Here is a 21,092-nt window from a genome sequence, read left to right as displayed (position 1 = left end):
GGACTTCTTTTACGAGTTCCAAAGATTCCATCCAGCCTCCGCTTGATGAATTAACATGTCTTTCCCGTTAAGTGTCATTGCATTTCTATCCTTGCCCTCCTTTAAGAAAATGGTTTCTTCGGGATTGTAGATCAAATCAATCAAAAAATGGTTGGAAGTAATTCCTTCGTAGGGAATAGAAGGTTTAGCATTGGTGTTTGGATGCATCCCTAGCGGGGTACAATTAACTATGCATTGAAAGTGCTGGATAATGGCAGTATTTAATTGGGAATAACTGAGATCTCCGTTATTGGTGTTTCTACTGACTGTAGCCGTTTTTAAACCAAGCTGATTTAGAACGAATTTTACGGCTTTTGCTGCACCACCGCTACCTAATATAAGGGCATTTTCGTGTCTGTAATCTAAAAAGGGTTTAATACTTTTCGCAAATCCACTAGCATCAGTATTATGACCAATCCATCGATTCTCTTTGATAACGACGCAGTTTACCGCACCAATTTCTTCGGCTTCGTGACTTAGTTCGTCACAAAAGGTCATAATAGCCTCTTTATAGGGTATAGTTACATTAAATCCGTCCAAACCCTTAATGGAGGACAGCTTAGTTTTCAGGTCGTCAAGGTTTGGAAAATCAAGCAAACGATACTCGCAATTCGCTATCCCTTCATTTTCCCATTTCAATTCAAAATATTTAGGAGAAAAACTATGGGAGAGAGGATGTCCTAAAAGTCCGAAAACTCTAGTCATTACTTGCTGAAGTTTTTTCCGAGGCGTTCAATTCCAAGCACCATAAAAAATCCAACTAGCATGCAAAGGATTACCATAACCATTTTAGGGTCGGTTCCGTAATGAAAGTTGTGAGGTAGGGCTTCAAAGGTGGATGGGAGCACCGATTTACTCAGAGAAACTACTTCCGTTCCTTTGGAGTTAACGCGTGTGCTAAGAACGTGCTGCCAGGGCCATACTTTGTTCAAAGAACCCAAAAGGAAGCCTGTTAAAAGGGCTAGGGTTTGATTCGGAAAGGACTTAAAAGCCCAAGACATTACTCTGGCAAATGAAAATAACCCAACGGTGCAACCTCCAATAAATACGGCTATAATAGCAATGGACTCAGGATCCTGTTCAGATAAAGCCAATTTAGCACTGGGCAGGATCAGTGTGTACATACCCATTAGAAGTAAAATAAAGGAACCTGATAATCCTGGTAGTAAAAGCGCTGAAATTGCAATAATGCCCGAGATGAAAATAAACCAGTAGCTATTGTTTTCGCTTCCTGGCTGAGCCACGGTAACATAATAAGCAATAGCCGTACCAGCAATTAAAAATAAAAAAGTGGGTATGCTCCAAGAATTAACTTGTTTAAGTACCAGGTAACAGGATATTAGAATAAGCCCGAAGAAGAATCCCCATATTAATAATGGGTGGTTTTCCAATAGCCAAGCAATGGTGAAAACGCCACTAACAATTCCCGCTATCATGCCCGAGCCCAGGGTCAAGATAAAATTGCCATCGACTTTTTTCCAAAAGGCCTTTATTTTTCCTTTAAATAGAAGTTTGAAGGCATCAGGGTCGAAAGACTTAATGGCGTCTATAAGACGTTGGTAAATACCGGTAATAAAAGCAATGGTTCCTCCTGAAACACCAGGTACTACCTCGGCCATTCCCATGGCAAGGCCTTTTAAGAAAAGTGAAATGGACATGTGAACTTAATATGCGATTAAGGAATTGTCAACTTCTTCAATCCAGGCAATAATTCCGCCGTCTAGATTGTACAAGTTTTCTATTCCGTATTCGGCCTCTAGAAAGCGGATAGTTTTACTAGATCTACCTCCTGTTCTACAGTGGATTACCACTTTTTTGTTTCGAGCAATTTTCTCTGGGTGTTGCGCAATTTCTGCCATAGGAATATGCTCTCCATCAATCGAACAGATGTCAGTTTCGTCTTTTTCGCGGATATCAATTAGCTGAAAATCTTTCCCAGCCTCCTTCCACTCTAGAAGTTCTTGTACGGAAATGGAATTCATTACTCCTTATCGTTTTTCTGGATCAACTTTTCGCTCAATTCTTCTGGAAGCCATTGAAAGAAAGTGTCTCCTCTTAATCCTAATCGCAAACATTCTAGGGCAATTGCTTCGTCGGTTGCAATATTTCCAAGATTTACGTTAGCACCAATTAGCTTAATAAAGTATACCTGCTGAGCCTTTTTGGGAGCTTCCCAAATAATGTTTTCAGCTTTTACCTTATTTAGAATTTTGTTGATTAAAACAGAATGTGCCGAGCCATTTGGACGATAAATTCCAACGGTACCACTTTCCCTTGCTTCGGCAATTACTTTCCAAGATCCAGCCTCTAGTTCTGTTGTCATCATTTTAATCCACTTATTCGGTGAAATTAAAATGCCTTCTTCCTTAGATCCTACTTCGGATAAAACGGTGTAGTCTTTGGCAAGTTGGTGGATGTATTCGCATTTAGCGTCGGTAGAGATAAGAATAGAGCCATCAGAAACCTCACAAAGGTCTAATTGGTACTTATCTATAAAAGCGCGATAGCCGTCGAAGTCGTTTCTTGCAATAAAAGCCTCAAAAAGGGTTCCACCAAAATATACGCGAACGTTATTGCTCTTGTAGAAATCTATTTTCTCCTTTAGGTTGGGGGTGATAAGCGAAGAACCAAATCCGAGCTTAACGATGTCGACAATTCCTTTAGAACCCTCAATTAGGTCTTCGGCCTGTCTAACACTAAGCCCTTTATCCATTACCATAGTTAGCCCATCTTTTCTGGGCATGGCGGTGCGCTCGGGTAAATGAGCGATATCGTGATTCATCTAAAATTTTTGTTGCAAATCTATAAATTCAGACAAAAGACCAATGGTCTTTCCTTCTGGGTAATACTCAAGAAATTCATCTACCCTGCTACTATCCTCTTCAACTGCGGCTTCTAAAATTAGTTCGGCCTCTTTAAACATTCCAAATTTGTATAAAAAGGCAGCTTTTCTGTACAGGAAAGAAACGTTTGGGAATTTCCCATAAATATCATCTAGGAGTACCAACGCAGCTTCTATCCCGTATTTTAAAGAGATTAAGTTGGAATAGTCCAACCAAAAGGCCGTATTTTTTTCCTCGTGCTTTTCCATTTCCTTGTACACGACTTCGGCTTCATCGTACATTTCTAATTTGCACAAGGCCTCACAGTATACCAGATTGTAATCCGATCCAGAGTTAATTTCGGTGGCCTTTTTAAGGTAGGGTAGGGCATTTACGGTATGTCCCATTAAATCTTGGACTACACCAATCCCCAACCAAGCATCAGGATTATTGTCATCTATTTCAATTGCTTTGGTGTACGAAACCATAGCATCTTCATATTGCTCTAGTTTCTCCTGACATTCTCCAATGTAGGTGTGTAGCACAGAGGACCCCTCGTCGTTTTCCAAACAATCCAAATAGGTTTCAAGAGCTTTATCGTATTCGTTGAGCTCCAAAAACATGAATGCTTTTTGATAATAAGGGAGAGAAACTTGTGGTTCAATTAGAATACAAAAATCAAATGCCCTTGCAGCATTATTAAATTCTTGTTCTTTAGAATAGCAGATTCCTAGGTTGTACCAACCTAAAAAGGAGTATGGATTTTCATCAACAAATTCTCTAAAAAAGCTAATTGCTTCCTTGTTCTTTTCCAATTCTGCAAAACAAAAAAGAAGCTCGTACCCTACGGCATCATTACCGGGGCTCTTTAAAAGGATTTCTTTAAAGATCTCCAAAGCAGTTTCGAACTTTCCGGAATACTCATATTCAAGACCGATATCAAAAAGAATATCCAGTTTGTCGGCCTTGTCGCAGCATTTCATAGCCCTTTTAAAGAAGTTTATGGCCTCTGTGTGGTTTTTCTGCCTGCTGTAAATTCCGCCAATAAGAAGAAGTAAATCCGGGTTAAACCGCTCTATGTTGGCTAGTTTTAAAAGGCTGTCGAGCGCTTTGGTGCTTTTTCCTGAGCTTAGAAGAACCTCGGCTTCTTTAATTTTAAGCTCAATAGAAGCTGGATGTTGTGAGCAACCAATAGCTATGGCTTTTTTAGCTCTGTTATTGTTTTGGTTTTCGATAAAGTGATCCACCATCAACTCGATTTCCTCCACATCAAAGAACACTTCCTCGCGATTGCGCAGCATATCTTCGAATCGATTTAAAATCGACTGTAATTCATCTGCTTGGTTAAAATCGTCTGAGTACTGCATAGTCTTTCTATTGCTTATCCTAAAGCTACTTTAAATCGAGCCCTGTTTCTTGGTAAATCGATTGGACTTATCAAACGATTTATCAACAACAGCTATTTGAGGAGAATAGGGGGAGGTTGGTAGGATATTTTACTTTTGTGCAAAAATACGGCAAAAAAGTGACTCTAATTAAATCCATAAGTGGTTTTCGTGGTACCATTGGAGGTGGTCCAGTAGAAAATCTAACCCCCATAGATATAGTTGAATTATCCTACGGATACGCTCAATGGCTGAAGCGCAAAACTGATAAATCCAATCCAGTTATTGCCATTGGTAGAGATGGTCGTATTTCTGGGGATATGGTTTCAAGATTAGTTACCGGAACCCTAATGGCTTGTGGGGTGCATGTAAAAGATGCAGGATTATCCACCACGCCAACAATTGAAATGTTAGTGCCTCATTTAAATTGTGATGGGGGTATAATTTTAACTGCTAGCCACAACCCCATGCAGTGGAATGCACTTAAGCTGCTAAATGCAAAGGGGGAGTTCATCTCTGCCAAAGATGGTGCAGACTTGTTACAGATTGTAGATGAATCCAATAAAGTATTCAATCAACACGATGATTTAGGTTCCATTGAACTGATTGTTGGAGGGGGGATTGACTACCATATTCAAAAAATACTGGAAGATGACCTTGTGGATATAGACGCCATTCGCAAGGCTAACTTTACCGTAGCCTATGATGGAATCAATTCCACTGGAGCCCTCGCAATTCCAAAATTATTGAGAGCCCTAGGGGTAACCCATGTTTCTGGTATAAATGAAGAAATCAGTGGAACCTTTGCGCACAACCCTGAGCCACTAAAAGCTCACCTAGCAGATATTTGTAAGGAGGTTAAAGAAAAGGGAGCAGACCTTGGAATTGTAGTAGACCCCGATGTTGACCGTTTAGCTTTTATAGATGAAAAGGGAGAAATGTACGGGGAGGAATACACCCTAATCACTGTTGCAGACTATATGTTTAAATCGCAGCGTGGTGCCGTGGTAAGTAATTTATCTTCGAGCAGGGCCTTAGCCGACCTAGCCAAAAAACACGGTAACGATTATTATGCCGCGGCAGTTGGAGAAGTAAACGTAGTTGAAAAAATGAAAGAGGTGGCTGCTATTCTTGGAGGAGAAGGTAATGGTGGTATTATTTACCCTCCATTGCATTATGGAAGGGACGCGCTTGTTGGAGTTGCCTTGGTATTGAGCTATATGGCAAAAGAGGGCAAAAGCTTAAGCGAATTAAAGTCGGGATATGCACAATATGTTATGATTAAGGATAAAATTCAACTTGATCCTAAAATGGATGTAGATGGAATCCTGGAGGATATGGCAGAGCACTTTAAAAATGAAAAGGTAAATACCGTAGACGGCGTTAAGGTTGATTTTGAAAATGGCTGGGTACACCTAAGAAAATCGAATACAGAACCTATTATTAGGGTTTATGCCGAGGCTGTGGACTTAAATACTGCCGAAAAATTGGTCGATAGCGTAAAAAATAGAATTACTGTTGTTTCCTAATTAGCATCCACTTACCCCATGAAAAGAGTTTATTTAGATAATGCAGCAACAACTCCTGTTGCACCTGAGGTTGTTGATGCAATGATACCCTGTCTTAGGGATATGTTTGGAAATCCATCTTCAACTCATAGCTATGGTAGAGCGGTACGAGCTACTATTGAAAAGGCTAGAAAAAATATTGCTGCTTTTATTGGCGCAGAACCCGCTGAGATTATTTTTACTAGTGGAGGTACTGAAGCCGATAATATGGCCATTAACTGTGCTGTAAAGGATTTAGGCGTTACGCGAATTATTTCTTCTCCCATAGAGCACCATGCAGTTTTACATACGGTGGAGCACATTTGCGACAATAAGGTTAAATCTGAGTTTGTTGAGTTGAATGAGCATGGGGAGGTGATTTTGGAATCTCTTGAGGTACTTTTGAAGGCATCCGATGAAAAAACTTTGGTAACGCTTATGCATGCCAATAACGAAATCGGTGCGGTTATTCCGTTGAAAGAGGTTGGTGCCCTATGTAAGCAATATGGGGCCTATTTTCATAGTGATACAGTTCAAACAATGGGGCATTTACCGCTAAATTTAGCTGAAGTCCCTGTAGATTTTATCACTTGCGCAGCACATAAATTCCATGGCCCGAAAGGTGTTGGTTTTTTATATGTTAGAAAAGGAATTCCTTTTCACGCTTTGATAAAAGGAGGCGCACAAGAAAGAGAAAGAAGAGGAGGGACAGAAAATGTCCCTGGAATAGTAGGGTTAGAAAAAGCCATGGAATTGGCCTTTCCAGAAATGGAAGAGCATAGGGCTTATGTATTAGGACTAAAAATGTACATGAAAGAGCGTCTGCAGGAAGCTATACCCGGTGTAGATTTTAATGGTCGTTGTTCGGAAAACTGTCTGTATACTGTTCTCAATGTTAATTTCCCTGAGCACCAGAATGGTGATATGCTTCTTTTTACACTAGATCTAAAAGGAGTAGCTGCATCGGGTGGGTCGGCATGTAGCAGTGGATCTAATAAGGGTTCGCATGTAATTAATGCACTTAGTCCTAAGAACCAGAACGGACCTAATATAAGATTTTCTTTTAGCCGATATACCACTAAGGAATGCGTTGATTATGCATTGGAACAAGTAATCGAGTTTTATAAATAAAAAAGGGGCACGAAGCCCCTTTTTTTTATTCTTCAACTTGGGAGGGTCTTTCCAAAAGCGAGTTAATAAGGCTCATAACAATCCCGAATAGGATCGCACTTAGCCATCCACTTACCACAAAACCATCTACTAAACCTGAAGCCATTTTTACTATAATGGCGTTTATAACTAACAAAAATAAGCCTAGGGTAAGAATAGTAACAGGGATAGTTATAATTATTAATAGGGGTTTTATTAAAACATTTAGAATACTCAATAAAATGGCAACCCAAATGGCTGTAAGGAATGAATTGACCTCTATACCAGAGAACCAATTAGCCATTGCTAGTATGACCAATGCATTAATTATAAGTTTTAGTACAAATCTCATGCTGATTTAGCTTAGTTTGATTACGAATGATTTAATTATTAATTAACATCGTAAGATAATAGAATAGAGATGATAAAAAAGTTAATATTTCTAAGCTTCATTCCATTTCTAATGACGTCTTGCGATTTATTTAAATCTGATCCTGTGATAAAGCCAAGCTTTGATCCACATAGTTATGCTCAACCCGAGGAAGCGGTTGTAAAGCATTTAAGTTGGGAGGCAAATATTCGATTTGATGAACGATTTATTGATGCAATTGCAACCTGGCAGGTGGAGTGTAAACAGGAATCTAAACATGTAGTATTCGATTCCGATCGCTTGGTGATAAACAACGTTTGGGTCGACGGGAAGCAAACCGAGTGGAATATAGTCCAGCAAAAGGATCATTTGGGTACAGGTCTGGTAGTTGATCTTCCAAAGAAGCATAAATACAAGGTTGAAGTCAAGATTCAATATAGAACGGTAAGTTCTGCCAAAGCCTTGTTTTGGGCAGTTCCTCAACAGACCTATGGAAAGGTAGATCCTTTTATGTTTTCGCAATCTCAGGCAATATTGGCAAGAACATGGATCCCATGTCAGGATAGCCCAGGAATTCGGTTTACATATGATGCAAAGGTTACCGTTCCCACTGGGATGATGGCTTTAATGAGTGCAGAAAACCCAGTGGAGAAGTCTTTTAACGGCGTGTACCGATTTAGAATGGAGCAACCTATACCATCTTATTTAATGGCAATTGCGGTTGGCGATATCGAGTACAGGGCTATTGGTCCTAAAACTGGGGTATATGCGGAGCCTGGTTTGATAAATGAAGCAGCTAATGAGTTTAGTGAACTAAACGAAATGATGGCCGCTGCAGAAAAGCTATATGGTACTTATGTATGGGGGAAATATGATATTCTAGTGCTTCCACCTTCATTTCCTTTCGGAGGAATGGAAAATCCGAGATTGACCTTTGCAACCCCAACAATTATTTCTGGTGATAAATCCTTGGTTAGCCTTGTTGCGCACGAATTGGCTCACTCTTGGTCCGGTAACCTAGTTACAAACCGCACGTGGGATGATTTCTGGCTTAATGAAGGCTTTACGGTTTATTTCGAAAACAGAATTATGGAGGAGGTTAAAGGGAAGGAGTATGCAAACATGCTCGCCAACCTTGGGTACTCTGATTTGATGGAAGAATTAGAAAATCTCAAAGATTCACCAGATGATACTAAGCTGAAGTTGGATTTAGCTGGAAGAAATCCAGATGATGGGATGACTAGTATAGCTTATGAAAAAGGTTTTTTCCTTTTAAAGTTGCTCGAGGTGAATTGGGGTAGAGAGAACTTGGATAATTTTCTTCGCTCCTATTTTGCCCAATACAAATTTAAGGTGATGGATACCGAAAGTTTTGTATCCCTCTTAAGGCAACAACTTGGCGACGGTCCTTATACCGAGCTTAGAATCGATGAGTGGATATACAAACCAGGGGTCCCATCAAATATCCCAAAAATTAATTCTGAGCGATTTAATAAGGTAGATATTGTGGCAAGCAATTGGAATGCAGGTATGGCATTGTCGCCTGAGGTAGCGAAAGAATGGACCACACACGAATGGTTGAGGTTTATTGAGAAAATACCTGGTAATACTGCAGTTGAAAGATTGAAAGAATTAGATGATAGTTATGGGTTAACCAACAGTGGAAATGCTGAGATTTTATGCGCTTGGCTTGAAAAAAGTTTAATGGCTGGATACGATGAAGTGCTTCCAAGCACGCAGAAATTTTTGTACCGAGTTGGAAGAAGAAAATTCCTTGTTCCAATTTACAAGGCCCTAATAGCATCCAATAAGAAAAATATTGCACTAGATATCTATAAAGAGGCAAGAGGAAGTTATCACGCAGTTTCCACGCAAACTATCGATGATTTACTAGGATTCAACGCTTAATAAGGCATTGAGAATTAGTTAATTACCTTATTTGTAAGCAATTAAAGAATAATAACAGAGTTAGTGTAACAAAATCACTAACTCTCAGTTATTATTTGTGTGATGAGGATTGCCCACGAAACGGGCTTAGCTTTTTTAGTTAAGTTGGGCATGGAAGCCGGGCCTCTTAAAATTGTTTGCGAGTAGCGAATGGTGGATTTGGGTTTGTTCGAAGAGGTACCGGCTTCCTCTTTTTCCAAATCAACCAGTTATACGCCTTCCTTTAATACTTCTGAAAAAACTTTCTTGAACTTTTCCACCTTAGGCTTTACTACCATAGCGCAGTAAGGTTGGTCTTGATTTCGCTCGAAGTAATTTTTGTGGTAGTCTTCTGCTGGGTAATAATTGTTTACTTCCGTAATCTCGGTAACAATAGGGTTGGGGTAAGCTCCCTCAGCAGTAAGTCGTTCAATTATTGTTTCCGCACAATTTTTCTGAAAATCATTGTGATAGAAAACAGCAGATCTATACTGTGTTCCCACATCATTTCCCTGACGATTTAGTGTAGTTGGGTCATGAGTTCGGAAAAATACTTCCAGCAATTTAGCGTAACTCACAACCGCGGCGTCAAAATGAATCCGAATTACCTCGGCATGTCCAGTTCTGCCAGTACAAACTTCTTTGTACCCTGGGTTTTTTATAGTTCCACCAGCATAACCAGGTTCTACGTACAAAACCCCTTCTAAATCTTTAAAAATGGCTTCGGTACACCAAAAACATCCTCCACCAAAAGTTGCTTTTTCCATTGTTGAAAATAAATTGCAAATGAAATACTAAAATTTGTTCGAAAAACAGCTTTCGACAAAATTAGATTTTACCTTAACAACAATTAGCTAGCGAATTAACTGAACTGTTCCATTTTGTTCTCCTAAGAAAACACGACCATCTTTCTTGCCGGTGTATTCTATTCGGAAATAATAGAGACCATTGGGGTGACCCTTTCCAGACCAGGTGGGATTTTTTTGAGTGGTGTTGAAAATCACTTCACCATATTTATTGTACAACCACAATTGCAGGGTTTCAATGTTGTGATGTTTAACTTCTAGCACATCGTTGATCTGGTCTTCGTTAGGCGTGAATGCGGTTGGAACATAAACTTCTGGCAAACATTCTAAATGAATTTTTTGCTCAAAGGTTTTTGTACATGTAAACTCGTTCTCTGCTAAAATTGTAACTACCTGCGGTTCAGAAATGATCGCAGATTTACCGATATCCCCCGTACTCCATACTAGGTCTATGCTATCGGAATTGAGGAACTCTACAAATATTTCAGTGGTTTCAAGGTCGCATATTCCCGTATCTCCATAGATTCTAATTTCTGGTTCGGGAAAAATGGGAATGTACCGTGATGTGGTATCTGCACCACAAGGATTGGTAGTAATAATCTGATAAACCCCAGCATCTCGTGATGTTACATCAGTTATTTTTGTCGAAACCCCTCCATTCCCATATTCCAGGTGGAAGAAGTTGTTAGGTCCCGACCAACGATATGTTGCAGAATCTCCTGCATCTGTGAAAAATACTACATCGTCTCCCAGACAAAAAGTATCTGCGGGGTTGGTGTAAAATCCTATGTCCTTAATTTGTCTAAGTACCGGAAAATCTAATGTATCTGTAACCATTGCACACCCGAAGAATGAGGCATCTACCAGCAATGTACCCCTATGATCTTCATGTCTAACTTCAGTAAGGTTAAATGTATCTTTGGTAGATTCAACATTCCCGTTCAAGGTCCAAGTAAAGTCGTAATCTGCCAATACCTCTGGAATAATGGTTAGCTCTGTTCGGTCGCAGATATACTCTGGCATTTCGTATGAAAGAACTTTGGGAACTTCTGTCAGACCCACGGTAAAGTTTACAGGAGAACTTTCACAGATTCCGTTAATTAAAATTACCTGGTATATTCCCGTGTCTTGAAGTGCTATTTTAGGGAATTTAATGGTGTCATCCAGTAATTCTCCTTTAGTTGGATGTATCCATTTGATAGCTGAATTCCCTTTGTTTCTAGTAAAGATAGTAACAGGGTCATCCTCGCAGGCGTATATTCTTCCATTTTGCACAGCTGGATCTGCTTCCAACTGCGGTGCAGCGGGGTAATCATTTACTTCAATGGTAAAATCAACCGGATCGGAGGGGCATTTTTGCGAGCCGGTGGCATTAGGATTTACCGTAACCCTCACAGAATACGTTCCTGTGTTTCCAGACTGAGCGGTAAAGGATGGATTTCTTTGGTTGCTGTTAAATCCGTTTGGACCACTCCATTGGTAAGTGGCTTGTGCTAGACTACCACCGTAGCTTAAATTAAACCGTACATTATCGCCAACACAGTAAGTAGTATCGCCAGATATTGTAAAGCCAGATGGTGGAGCCAAGACGTTTACCGTGAAATTATTTACTGCGCCCTCACAACCTGGGTTTTTCAATTTAACGCCATAGGTACCAGCATTACCACTTTGCATTCCGGGTAAGAATAAATTAATACCTGTAACCTCAGAGCCATCAGGTAAAATCCATACAACTGTATTTCCTCCCGTGTTTGCAGCGGTAATATTAAGGGGTTCCCCTTCGCAAACATTTAACTCTCCATTTACCGTAGCCAATCCAGGCTTGTTAAACACAGAAACAGAAAACGACTCTACCTCACTTGTACAGTTTGGATTGGTAGCAACAACAGTATAATTTCCACCTCCTGCACCGCCATTGGTGTTGATGTTTAGCGGGACTCCAGTAGTAGTGGAACCGCCCGGAAGTGTCCAGGTATAAGTCAATCCTGGGTCATTATTGTTTGGAATGATATTAATTGGATCTCCGGCGCAACCATTTACATTTGAAACTTGGGGTGCTTCTGGCGCCTGATTTACCTGAACGTTGGTGGAGTAGGTTTGGGTATTACCATTAATTACAACGGATAGAAAATAATCTCCGCTAGCCGCCATGGTAGCCGTTAAGCTTGGATCTCTTTGGGTTGAAGAAAAACCATTTGGTCCAGTCCAGCTGTAGGAGCTAGCCGTTAAGTTTGCCTTAAGCAAAATTTGCTCCTTTTCACAAACCGGGCTATTACTGGTAGGTTGTCCGAAAACCAAGCTGAATAACAGAATGCCAAAAAGTGATAAGAAGATTCTCAGGTAGGGAGAAATCATAAATAATGTAATCTACTTTGCAAAATAACTAAAATAAAGGGTTCTTTAGGCCCAATTAAAAACCTTAAAACGAATATTAACAAAAACCTAAAGCCATGAAAAAGTTCTTTACACTTTGTAGTCTGCTTTTTGTAGGATTAGTTGCTAGTGAAGCACAGGAAATCAATAGACCACAACCAAGCCCCAAATGTGAGTTTACGCAAGAAGTAGGCCTTTCAAAAGTATCGGTGGAGTATTCAAGACCATCGGTAAGAGGGCGTGAAATTTTTGGAGGATTAGTTCCTTTTGGTGAAATGTGGAGAACAGGAGCCAATGCTTCTACCAAAATAGAATTCAGCGATGATGTTGAGTTTGGAGGTAAAAAAGTTCCTGCAGGGAAATACGCACTTTACACTATTCCAAACAAAGACAAGTGGACCATCATCCTTCACAAAAATCTAACTTATTGGGGTACAGGTGGAACTCAGTACAAAATTGAGGAAGATGCTGCACGTGTTGATGTGGGTGCTGGAGCAACCAAAGAATTAGTGGAGTCTTTTACAATTGCCATCGAAAACTTAAAGGTTGATGGAGCTGATTTAGTTCTTAAATGGGCAAATACTCAAGTATCTGTACCATTAAAGGTAAATACAGATGAGCAAATGGAAAAGCAAATCCAGGCGTTCATGAATCCAAAACCAAATTACAGACCATATTATAATGCCGCTTCTTATTACCACGAAACAGGTAAAAATTTAAGTCAGGCGTTGGCATGGGTTGATGAGGCACTTAAAATCAATAAAGGATTCTGGATTTCTCACTTAAAAGCTAAAATCCAACTGGATCTTAAGGATTACAAAGGAGCAATTGAAACTGCAACAATTTCTATGGAAGCTGCAAGAGAAGCAAACAATAGCGATTATGTTGCTTTAAACGAAAAGCTTATCGCAAAAGCGAAAGCGAAGAAGTAAGAATCTTTCAATAAACAAAAAGGGCGGTCTAGAAATAGGCCGCCCTTTTTTGTTTTAGGGTTTTAACATCAGGTTTGAATAACTCCAACGTTGTAAGGCTTTTCAATGGGTGCATGGTTTGCGGCCTCAATACCCATACTTACCCATTTTCTGGTGTCTAGTGGATTGATAACTGCATCTATCCAAAGTCTTGATGCAGCGTAATATGGAGTGGTTTGGTTATCGTAGCGATCTTTTATCTTCTTAAATAACTCTTCCTCTTTTTTCTTGTCAATTTCTTCCCCCTTGGATTTAAGCGCAGCAGTTTGAATTTGAGTAAGAACCTTTGCTGCCTGTGTACCTCCCATAACTGCAATTTCTGCTGTCGGCCAGCCAACAATAAGTCTTGGGTCGTATGCCTTTCCACACATAGCGTAATTACCTGCCCCGTATGAGTATCCCATCACGATGGTGAATTTTGGAACTACGGAATTTGCCATGGCGTTAACCAATTTAGCTCCGTCCTTAATTATTCCATTGTGCTCAGATCTGGAGCCTACCATAAATCCAGTAACATCTTGAAGGAAAACAAGTGGAATTTTCTTCTGGTTGCAGTTCATTATGAATCGGGCTGCTTTATCTGCTGATTCTGAGTAGATTACTCCTCCGAATTGCATTTCCCCGCGACCATTTTTTACCACTTCTCTTTGATTGGCAACAATACCCACGCTCCATCCATCTATACGTGCATAGCAGGTTAGGATGGTTTTTCCATAGTCTTTCTTGTACTCCGTGAATTCACTATTATCTACCAGGCGCTTAATGATTTCCCTTACGTCGAAAGGCTTTGGAACCGCGGAAGGGTATAGGCCGAGAATTTCTTCTGGATTGGATTTAGGCGCAGCGGGCTTTTCCCTGTTAAATCCAGCTTTTTCTGTATCGCCTAACTTATCCATCAAGTTTCTGATGGTTTTAAGGCAATCTTTGTCGTCCTCAGATTTATAGTCGCAAACCCCACTAATCTCGTTATGTGTTGTAGCGCCACCTAGAGTTTCGTTGTCAATATCCTCTCCAATCGCAGCTTTAACAAGATAGGAGCCAGCAAGGAAAATAGTTCCCGTTTTATTCACGATAAGCGATTCGTCGCTCATTATTGGTAAGTAGGCACCTCCAGCAACACAAGATCCCATAACCGCAGAAATTTGAGGAATTCCCATGGCAGACATTCTGGCGTTGTTTCTAAAAATTCTACCGAAATGTTCCTTATCGGGAAATATCTCATCCTGCATTGGGAGGAATACACCAGCGCTATCTACCAAGTAGATGATAGGTAGTCTGTTTTCCATGGCAATTTCTTGCGCTCTTAAATTCTTTTTAGCGGTAATTGGGAACCAAGCTCCAGCTTTTACAGTGGCATCATTGGCAACAACAATACATTGACGGCCTTTTACATATCCCATTACAACAACAACTCCTCCGCTAGGGCATCCTCCGTATTCTTCGTACATGCCCTCTCCAACAAAAGCTCCAATCTCTATTCTTTCGGTATCTGGATCTAGTAAAAAGTCAATACGCTCGCGAGCTGTTAATTTACCTTGGGCATGCTGTTTTTCAATTTTCTTTTTACCTCCTCCAAGGTGTATCTTCTTTAGCTTATGCTCCATCTCACTGATGAGCAGCTTAATCTTATCCTCGTTTTTGTTAAAACTTAAATCTTGTTTTGCCATTAATGGTATGGGTTTAATTCTTGTTTTAAAATATATGCTAGGCTTTGCGGTCCCAAGTTAAATAGAAGATCTAAAACCGACAGGTTAGGCTTAAAATCAAAACGGTCTGCAAAAACCTGTAAATACTTTTCTTGATGGAATAGCTGTGGATGTTTGCTGGGTTTAAACTGTTTTCTTAAATCACCATTTACCCCATATTCAGCCTTAAATTCCTTGGTGAATTCTACATCTAGATCCAACTTCAGTAAGTTAAAGGACAGTTGAATACTATTGAGGTTAATTTGCCAGAGATTCCAATTTTCTGCACTCCTAAAAAAGGCTTCAAAATGGTGTTCGTAATACTCAAAATACGGTGATTTCCCATAGGCGGATTTCACCGAGTGCCAATGGTTCCATGCCCAATTTTCATCGTGATTCACCTGCATTTGAGTTATACCTTCCTTACTATTTTTATTCAGCACCGGCAGGATAAGGTCTTGTACCCCATTCGCAGATAAAATCCGCATTCTATTGCGATAGGTTTGCTTCGAAAAGTTTTCGTGCTTCTCTATAAAAACCTCATCTGCATTGGCAGCGGCAAGGATCCAGTCGATGTTTGGAAAGTAACAACAGGGTAAAATAACTTTTTCAAATGGGCTCAAACCTCGTATTGCTTATTCGACGCCGAAATTACTAAAGATTAGGCAGCTAATCCTACCAAATATGTAGTCTTTAGGTAAGGGGCCGTAAAATCTTGAATCATAGGATATTGGGATATTGTCACCTATGACAAAAACGTAATCTCTTTTAAATGTGTAATGGGTTGCAATCTCTCCATTTATTCGAATTTCGGACCCTGATTTATTTAAAAAGACACCCTCATATTTGGCGATTAAGTCTTTGTAAAGATTAAAGGAGTGCGCGTTTAGCAGAATTGAGTCCCCCTTTTGTGGTACGTAAAATGGACCCATCATACTTTCATTCCAACCGTACCTTTTCCAATAGGGCCATATGGCTTCATTTTTAACTTTTGGACCAGAAAACAAGGGGTGGATAAAGGCTATCCCACTATCTGAGAGTATTTCGTGGTATGTGCTATCGTCTAAATTAAAGAGGAAGAACTTGCGATCTTTTAAAGGTCCGAGAAAGGCACTGCTGTTGGTTCTAAGAAGGCGTTTTTTATCCTTTTCGGATTTAAAACTAATTCTGTAATAGTGTGATTGGACGACTGGGTAGTCCCATTTCTCACCATTTACAAGGATAGATCGGCGCTTGAGTTTAAGCGTGTCTCCTGGCATACCTACCAATCTTTTGATGGACTTTAGTTTTTTTTCAGGCTGAAAGATGGCTACCGTATTCCCTCTTTTAAGGGTACCCTTACCTATGCTCCCAAGGGGTATTTGGATTGGAGGGATACTCAATCCTAAAAATTGCTGGTTGAAACCAATTTTTTTAATCCAAACTATATCTCCTTCATTAAAGTTTGGTTGCATCGATTGGTCGGATATCCGTGCAATACTTCCAATGTAAGTAAAGGCAATGCTAGAAATAAGCAGTGCTATAATCAGAGGGGCAACCCATTGGCTGAGGAGATTTAATATAGGTTTTAACTTTTTGATAATCAGTTAAATAAAATTTTGGCACGGACTTTGAAAGTACCTAGTGAAAATACTGAATTATGAAAAAGCTACTGATGATTACCGGAATAGTTTTAAGCTTGAGCTTTTTAACAAGTTGTGATGTTTATGTAACAACCAACATTCCTGGACCAGATGGTTATCCTGGAAGAGCTTTTTTTGGGATAGATTACGATTACAGACCTCCATATTCATACTGGGATAACAACCCTGCAGTGCCAGTAGACCCATTTTTTGGAGAGTACTACAGAACGAATCCGGGTATTTTCGATTTCGAATATTTTGTAAATGAATACGATTACTGGTATGGTACTTATGACATTTGGGTAAATCCAGGTGGGCCAGGTAGACCTTATGGTGAGAGAGGAAGAGACGGTGCGGATAGTTACTTATTACTGATTTGTAATCCAGATGGTCCATATGAATGGAGAAAAAGTAAGGACGATAATATCAGTTTTAAGGAGTTAGAAGACGGATGGATAGAAATTGAGAAGCACTTTGATGGAGGTGGAATTAAGGTAAAGATGAAGAAAACCAATATTAATGAGCGTCCTCAAACTCAACAACCAAAAGGAGTATTTGGAAAATAACAGAAAAGCCGGCATTTGCCGGCTTTTTTACTTTTAATCATTAAGTGGGTTTAGTTGGCGAAAGAAAAAATTCTATCCCATCTAATTCCCGTTTCTGGGTCTGTAGAGAACCAAATAAATACCGCTTTACCCACAACGTGATTCTCTGGAACAAAGCCCCAGTATCTCGAGTCTGCGCTTCGGTGGCGGTTATCACCCATCATAAAATAGTAATCCATTTTAAATGTGTACTTGCTCGTTTGCTCCCCGTTAATGTAAATTTTCCCTTTCTTCACCTTCAAATCATTGCCTTCATACTTTCTTATAACCGTTTCGTACAACGGTAAAAGCCCAAGATTTAAATTAATGGTTGCTCCTTTTTTAGGGATGTATAAGGGTCCAAAATTGTCTTCTGTCCAGTTAAACCCAGGATCGTTTGGGAAAATGGGCATGTTTGCAGGTGGAGTACTTCGTTTTTCTGAAATTTCTTGTTCTACCGCAATTACCCCAGGTATTTCCTTTAGTTTGTCGGCATCTCTTGGATTTAGAGGTACATTGTACTCTCTTCCATTCATCCCTTCGAAAACATCATTGGAATTAATATTAAACCTTCTTTTTAAGACCGATCTGTTCAGGGGAGTGGAAGAAAGAACGTTATATGCTTGTTGGTAATTTTCAGGGTTTTCAATGGCTTTACCATCGATAAAAACCTGGGCGTCAACAATTTTTAAGGTGTCTCCAGGCATACCAATACAACGCTTGATATAATTCTCTTTTTTGTCGTTTGGTCTTACTACCCAGTCCTTATTATTTAATAGGTATTGCTTAGCTGCTTTTACCTGTTGGTCGGTAACCGGGCGAGAGGCTCTATTTAACCTTACAGCCATATCACGGGAATTTTGGCCTAAGTCTTGCTGTTGCATATCCACAATTACCGTATCACCTGGGGCAAAATTGAACACTACTGGGTCGAATCTTTCTACCTTACCTAATCCAGGTAATCGGAAATATGGAAAGGAAAGCCAATCGGTGAATGATTTCATCCCGTCTGTTCCTGGTATAGTATGGTGTGTAAAAGGAATGCTTAACGGGGTTTCTGGAATTCTGGGGCCATAGCTTAGTTTGGATACAAACAGATAGTCGCCAATTAATAGGCTTTTTTCCATAGATCCTGTTGGGATGGTGTAGGCCTCAATAGCATAGCCTCTAATTAACGATGCCGCAATTACCGCGAATACAATGGCGTGTCCCCACTCTCGTGCTATTCCTTTTTTCTTGTTTTTCCAGTCTATTGGTCCAACATATTCAGGTTTAACTGAAAAAGCGAGGTAGGGCAGGTAAATAAATGGGAGAAATATGGCGAGGAGGTGATCCTGTATTTTACGTTGGTTGAAGGCATTTGCTAATTCTACATTTAACACCGCCAACATTAGGATGTTTACACCCGGGAAAAGCATGATAAGCGCCCAGTACCAAGGCTTTTGAATTACTTTGGTCCAAATAAGCCAATTGTAAAAGGGGATGGCACCTTCCCAAGCCTTTCTTCCTGCCTTTGCAAAAAAATAGGGGAGAGCTATTAATTGGGTAATAAAAATTAGTGCTAGGACTATATATGCGGACATGTTTTATAAGCTTTTAAAGAAATCTTTAATGGTGTAAACGCCAGCTTCTTTTTGTTTACAAAGGAAGATACCCGCTAGGATAGATCCCTGTGCAAACCCATTTCTATTGAAGGCTTCGTGGCTAATTTCAATTTTATCAATAGAGGATGTGTAGGTCACATGGTGTATCCCCTTTACATCGTCTTGCCTAATGGCTTTAATTGGAATATCATCGGCGTCTTCCTTCAAATTTTCATGAAGCGACCAACCGTTTAGATCTGGAATATTATCAAGGATTCCCTCAGCAAGGGAAATTGCCGTTCCAGACGGGGCGTCTAGCTTTTGAGTATGGTGTACCTCTTCAATTTCTACACCGTACTCCGGAAAGGAGCTCATGATGGAGGCCAGTTTTCGGTTGATTTCGAATAAAATATTTACCCCAATACTAAAATTGCTGGCATACAGCATTTTGCTGGAGTTGGCCTCCAATGTAGCTTTAACTTCTGGCAGTTTATTTAACCAGCCCGTTGTACCAACAGCAACAGGTACTTGTGCTTTGGCACAAATGGATATGTTTTCTGCAGCAGCTTCCGGACGTGTAAATTCTATTGCAAAGTCGGCACTAGAAGCTAATAGTTTTTCTTCGGTTAGAGGGTTGTTGCTGTCGAATTTTGCAACAATGTTATGTCCCATTGAAATTGCAAGTTGTTCAATGGTCTTCCCCATTTTTCCGTATCCAATGAGGGCAATTTTGTAAGAAGGATTCGACATAGTTATTTTAGAGTAAGTGCTAAAGTAATTCCCGTGTTAGGTTTATCGAAATAGTTTAGTGATGGGCGGATATTTAGGCTGATATCATCAGAAATATCGAAGTATAGTAGGTGGGTATCCACTGTGGCCCAAATAATATTTAATACATAGCCAAAGGAGGTAAGAATGATACTTAGATCTCTATTTTTCCTGTAGAAATCCATATTCTCCTTAAGGCTGTTAATGTCTGCTGTGGCATAAACACCAGTTGCATTGGTGTTTGGGTCATCATCCAATCTCGCGATATAAGCCTGCTTGTGTTCTTTATGGAGCTTGGAATTGAAATTGATAGCGTAAATGCCTCCCCCAATTCCGGCCCAAATAATTGCAGATTTATACCACTGTCCAATGTATAGGTGCCCAGCACCTGGAAAAGCTGCCGATAAAATAGAAGCCGTGTGCGGTGATTTTTCCTTGGCAAAAACCTCATTTCGCTTTTCTACCCCCTTCGCATTTTCTATGCGCTGGGAAAATGCAAAATGAGATGAAATGATAAGAACCGAAAGAAAAAAATACCGCAGCATAACTAAGATAAAAGCTCCAATAGCTTCTTTAATTGTTCTGGGTTTTTGTAATTAATCTCAAGCTTTCCTTTTCCTTTTGGGCCACATTTAAGGCTGGATGTAAAGCCGAATTTTTCGGTAAAAGTTTGAGCAACAGACTGTTCTATTTCGGTAGGTTCTCTTTGTTCGCCCTTAGACTTTTTACTACTAGGACTAACTTTTTTACCTTCTTTTTCAGCGATATTTTGGTTTCTAACCAACTCTTCCACCGCTCTTACCGATAACCCTTCGGAAAGAATTTCTTCTAGAATGGCAACTTGTAACTCCTTGTCAGTAGTTCCCAAAAGGGCTCTTGCGTGCCCCATAGAGATTTTGCGAAGCATGATAGCTGCTTGTACTTCTTCTGGAAGCTTTAGAAGTCTTAGGTAATTGGTTACTGTAGTTCTGTTTTTTCCAACGCGCTCTCCAAGTTCTTCTTGGGTTAGCTTGCATTCATCAATTAGTCGTTGGTAGGAAAGTGCAACTTCAATAGCGTCAAGATCTTGGCGTTGTACGTTTTCCACAATCGCCATTTCCAACATACTTTGGTCGTTGGCAATTCTAACATAGGCAGGAATTTCTTCCAGCCCAGCCATTTTCGACGCTCTAAATCTTCTTTCCCCCGAAATAAGCTGAAACTTATCGTACCCCAGTTTTCTTACCGTAATTGGTTGGATTACACCGAGTTGCTTAATGGAGTCAGCTAATTCTTTTAGTGCTTCTTCCTCAAAAGTTGTACGAGGTTGAAAAGGGTTAGTTTCTATGCTGCTTAAAGAGATTAAAGCAACAGACCCAACGGTTGATGGATCCTTTTGTTTAGAGTATTTTGAGGTGATATCGGTTTCTTCATTCTTAAGCAACGCGCCTAATCCTCTACCTAATGCTTGTTTCTTTGCCAT

General features: G+C 40.0%; 20 protein-coding genes. 5 read left to right on the top strand and 15 right to left on the bottom strand.

Translation table 11 applies throughout. The features are described from left to right. Positions 1–9 precede the first annotated feature (9 nt). The 5 genes from FRX97_RS09505 to FRX97_RS09485 are packed head-to-tail and all read right to left on the bottom strand — an operon-like array spanning position 10 to position 4,228. Positions 10–744: a shikimate dehydrogenase family protein gene (locus FRX97_RS09505; protein ID WP_147014976.1), complete on the bottom strand. Its 735-nt coding sequence runs from the start codon at positions 742–744 to the stop codon at positions 10–12. Further along, positions 744–1,697 carry a DUF368 domain-containing protein gene (locus FRX97_RS09500; RefSeq protein ID WP_147014975.1) on the bottom strand — a complete coding sequence of 318 codons (954 nt, stop codon included), beginning with the start codon at positions 1,695–1,697 and terminating at the stop codon, positions 744–746. Before FRX97_RS09500 ends, FRX97_RS09505 begins: the two co-directional genes overlap by 1 nt. 6 nt (positions 1,698–1,703) lie before the next feature. Beyond that, on the bottom strand, positions 1,704–2,021 hold the full coding sequence (locus FRX97_RS09495) for a rhodanese-like domain-containing protein (RefSeq protein ID WP_147014974.1): 318 nt from the start codon (positions 2,019–2,021) through the stop codon (positions 1,704–1,706). Further along, positions 2,021–2,821 (bottom strand): phosphosulfolactate synthase, encoded by an 801-nt coding sequence (locus tag FRX97_RS09490; protein ID WP_147014973.1) that lies wholly within the window; start codon positions 2,819–2,821, stop codon positions 2,021–2,023. Before FRX97_RS09490 ends, FRX97_RS09495 begins: the two co-directional genes overlap by 1 nt. After that, the gene (locus FRX97_RS09485; RefSeq protein ID WP_147014972.1) at positions 2,822–4,228 is read right to left on the bottom strand and encodes a tetratricopeptide repeat protein; all 1,407 of its coding nucleotides are present in this window, start codon (positions 4,226–4,228) and stop codon (positions 2,822–2,824) included. 158 nt (positions 4,229–4,386) lie between these two features. Here FRX97_RS09485 and glmM point away from each other — a divergent pair, with 158 nt between their 5' ends. Both glmM and FRX97_RS09475 read left to right on the top strand, forming a co-directional pair. Next, the gene (gene glmM / locus FRX97_RS09480) at positions 4,387–5,775 is read left to right on the top strand and encodes a phosphoglucosamine mutase (protein WP_147014971.1); all 1,389 of its coding nucleotides are present in this window, start codon (positions 4,387–4,389) and stop codon (positions 5,773–5,775) included. 18 nt (positions 5,776–5,793) lie between these two features. Next, positions 5,794–6,924: a cysteine desulfurase family protein gene (locus FRX97_RS09475; protein ID WP_147014970.1), complete on the top strand. Its 1,131-nt coding sequence runs from the start codon at positions 5,794–5,796 to the stop codon at positions 6,922–6,924. 25 nt (positions 6,925–6,949) lie between these two features. Here the strand turns inward: FRX97_RS09475 and FRX97_RS09470 are convergent, their stop codons facing one another. Beyond that, the gene (locus FRX97_RS09470) at positions 6,950–7,294 is read right to left on the bottom strand and encodes a phage holin family protein (RefSeq protein WP_147014969.1); all 345 of its coding nucleotides are present in this window, start codon (positions 7,292–7,294) and stop codon (positions 6,950–6,952) included. Positions 7,295–7,438: 144 nt separating this feature from the next. Here FRX97_RS09470 and FRX97_RS09465 point away from each other — a divergent pair, with 144 nt between their 5' ends. Further along, positions 7,439–9,220 (top strand): M1 family metallopeptidase, encoded by a 1,782-nt coding sequence (locus tag FRX97_RS09465; RefSeq protein WP_223266604.1) that lies wholly within the window; start codon positions 7,439–7,441, stop codon positions 9,218–9,220. 248 nt (positions 9,221–9,468) lie between these two features. Here FRX97_RS09465 and msrA read toward each other — a convergent pair whose 3' ends face one another. Together msrA and FRX97_RS09455 are read right to left on the bottom strand one after the other, a co-directional pair. Continuing rightward, on the bottom strand, positions 9,469–10,005 hold the full coding sequence (msrA, locus tag FRX97_RS09460) for a peptide-methionine (S)-S-oxide reductase MsrA (RefSeq protein ID WP_147014967.1): 537 nt from the start codon (positions 10,003–10,005) through the stop codon (positions 9,469–9,471). 87 nt (positions 10,006–10,092) lie between these two features. Then, on the bottom strand, positions 10,093–12,399 hold the full coding sequence (locus tag FRX97_RS09455; protein WP_147014966.1) for a T9SS type B sorting domain-containing protein: 2,307 nt from the start codon (positions 12,397–12,399) through the stop codon (positions 10,093–10,095). A gap of 95 nt (positions 12,400–12,494) precedes the next feature. Here FRX97_RS09455 and FRX97_RS09450 point away from each other — a divergent pair, with 95 nt between their 5' ends. Next, complete coding sequence (locus tag FRX97_RS09450) at positions 12,495–13,349, top strand: DUF2911 domain-containing protein (protein ID WP_147014965.1); 855 nt, start codon at positions 12,495–12,497, stop codon at positions 13,347–13,349. Positions 13,350–13,417: 68 nt separating this feature from the next. Here the strand turns inward: FRX97_RS09450 and FRX97_RS09445 are convergent, their stop codons facing one another. Genes FRX97_RS09445 through lepB form a run of 3 tightly spaced genes read right to left on the bottom strand, consistent with a single transcriptional unit; the run spans position 13,418 to position 16,635 of the window. Further along, a complete protein-coding gene (locus tag FRX97_RS09445) occupies positions 13,418–15,055 on the bottom strand; it encodes an acyl-CoA carboxylase subunit beta (protein ID WP_147014964.1) in 1,638 nt (545 codons plus the stop codon). Beyond that, on the bottom strand, positions 15,055–15,696 hold the full coding sequence (locus tag FRX97_RS09440; protein WP_170227091.1) for a WbqC family protein: 642 nt from the start codon (positions 15,694–15,696) through the stop codon (positions 15,055–15,057). The genes FRX97_RS09445 and FRX97_RS09440 overlap by 1 nt, the downstream gene beginning before the upstream one ends. Positions 15,697–15,708: 12 nt before the next feature. Next, entirely contained in the window at positions 15,709–16,635 is a 927-nt protein-coding gene (lepB, locus tag FRX97_RS09435; protein ID WP_223266606.1) for a signal peptidase I, read from the bottom strand. 77 nt (positions 16,636–16,712) lie between these two features. Here lepB and FRX97_RS09430 point away from each other — a divergent pair, with 77 nt between their 5' ends. Then, a complete protein-coding gene (locus FRX97_RS09430; protein ID WP_147014961.1) occupies positions 16,713–17,261 on the top strand; it encodes a hypothetical protein in 549 nt (182 codons plus the stop codon). A gap of 50 nt (positions 17,262–17,311) precedes the next feature. On the opposite strand, the gene FRX97_RS09425 is transcribed toward FRX97_RS09430, so the two are convergent. Genes FRX97_RS09425 through FRX97_RS09410 form a run of 4 tightly spaced genes read right to left on the bottom strand, consistent with a single transcriptional unit; the run spans position 17,312 to position 21,092 of the window. After that, on the bottom strand, positions 17,312–18,862 hold the full coding sequence (locus FRX97_RS09425) for a S26 family signal peptidase (RefSeq protein WP_147014960.1): 1,551 nt from the start codon (positions 18,860–18,862) through the stop codon (positions 17,312–17,314). Between the two features lie 3 nt (positions 18,863–18,865). Next, positions 18,866–19,612, bottom strand: a complete 747-nt coding sequence (dapB, locus tag FRX97_RS09420) for a 4-hydroxy-tetrahydrodipicolinate reductase (RefSeq protein WP_147014959.1) — start codon at positions 19,610–19,612, stop codon at positions 18,866–18,868. A gap of 2 nt (positions 19,613–19,614) precedes the next feature. After that, positions 19,615–20,175 (bottom strand): DUF5683 domain-containing protein, encoded by a 561-nt coding sequence (locus FRX97_RS09415; protein ID WP_147014958.1) that lies wholly within the window; start codon positions 20,173–20,175, stop codon positions 19,615–19,617. Between the two features lie 2 nt (positions 20,176–20,177). Next, on the bottom strand, positions 20,178–21,092 hold the full coding sequence (locus tag FRX97_RS09410; protein WP_147014957.1) for a ParB/RepB/Spo0J family partition protein: 915 nt from the start codon (positions 21,090–21,092) through the stop codon (positions 20,178–20,180).

Source organism: Luteibaculum oceani, from assembly GCF_007995015.1.
In the GTDB taxonomy this organism is placed as follows: domain Bacteria; phylum Bacteroidota; class Bacteroidia; order Flavobacteriales_D; family Luteibaculaceae; genus Luteibaculum; species Luteibaculum oceani.
Note: the sequence above shows the minus strand (reverse complement) of the source record. Positions and strands in the feature narration are given on the sequence as shown.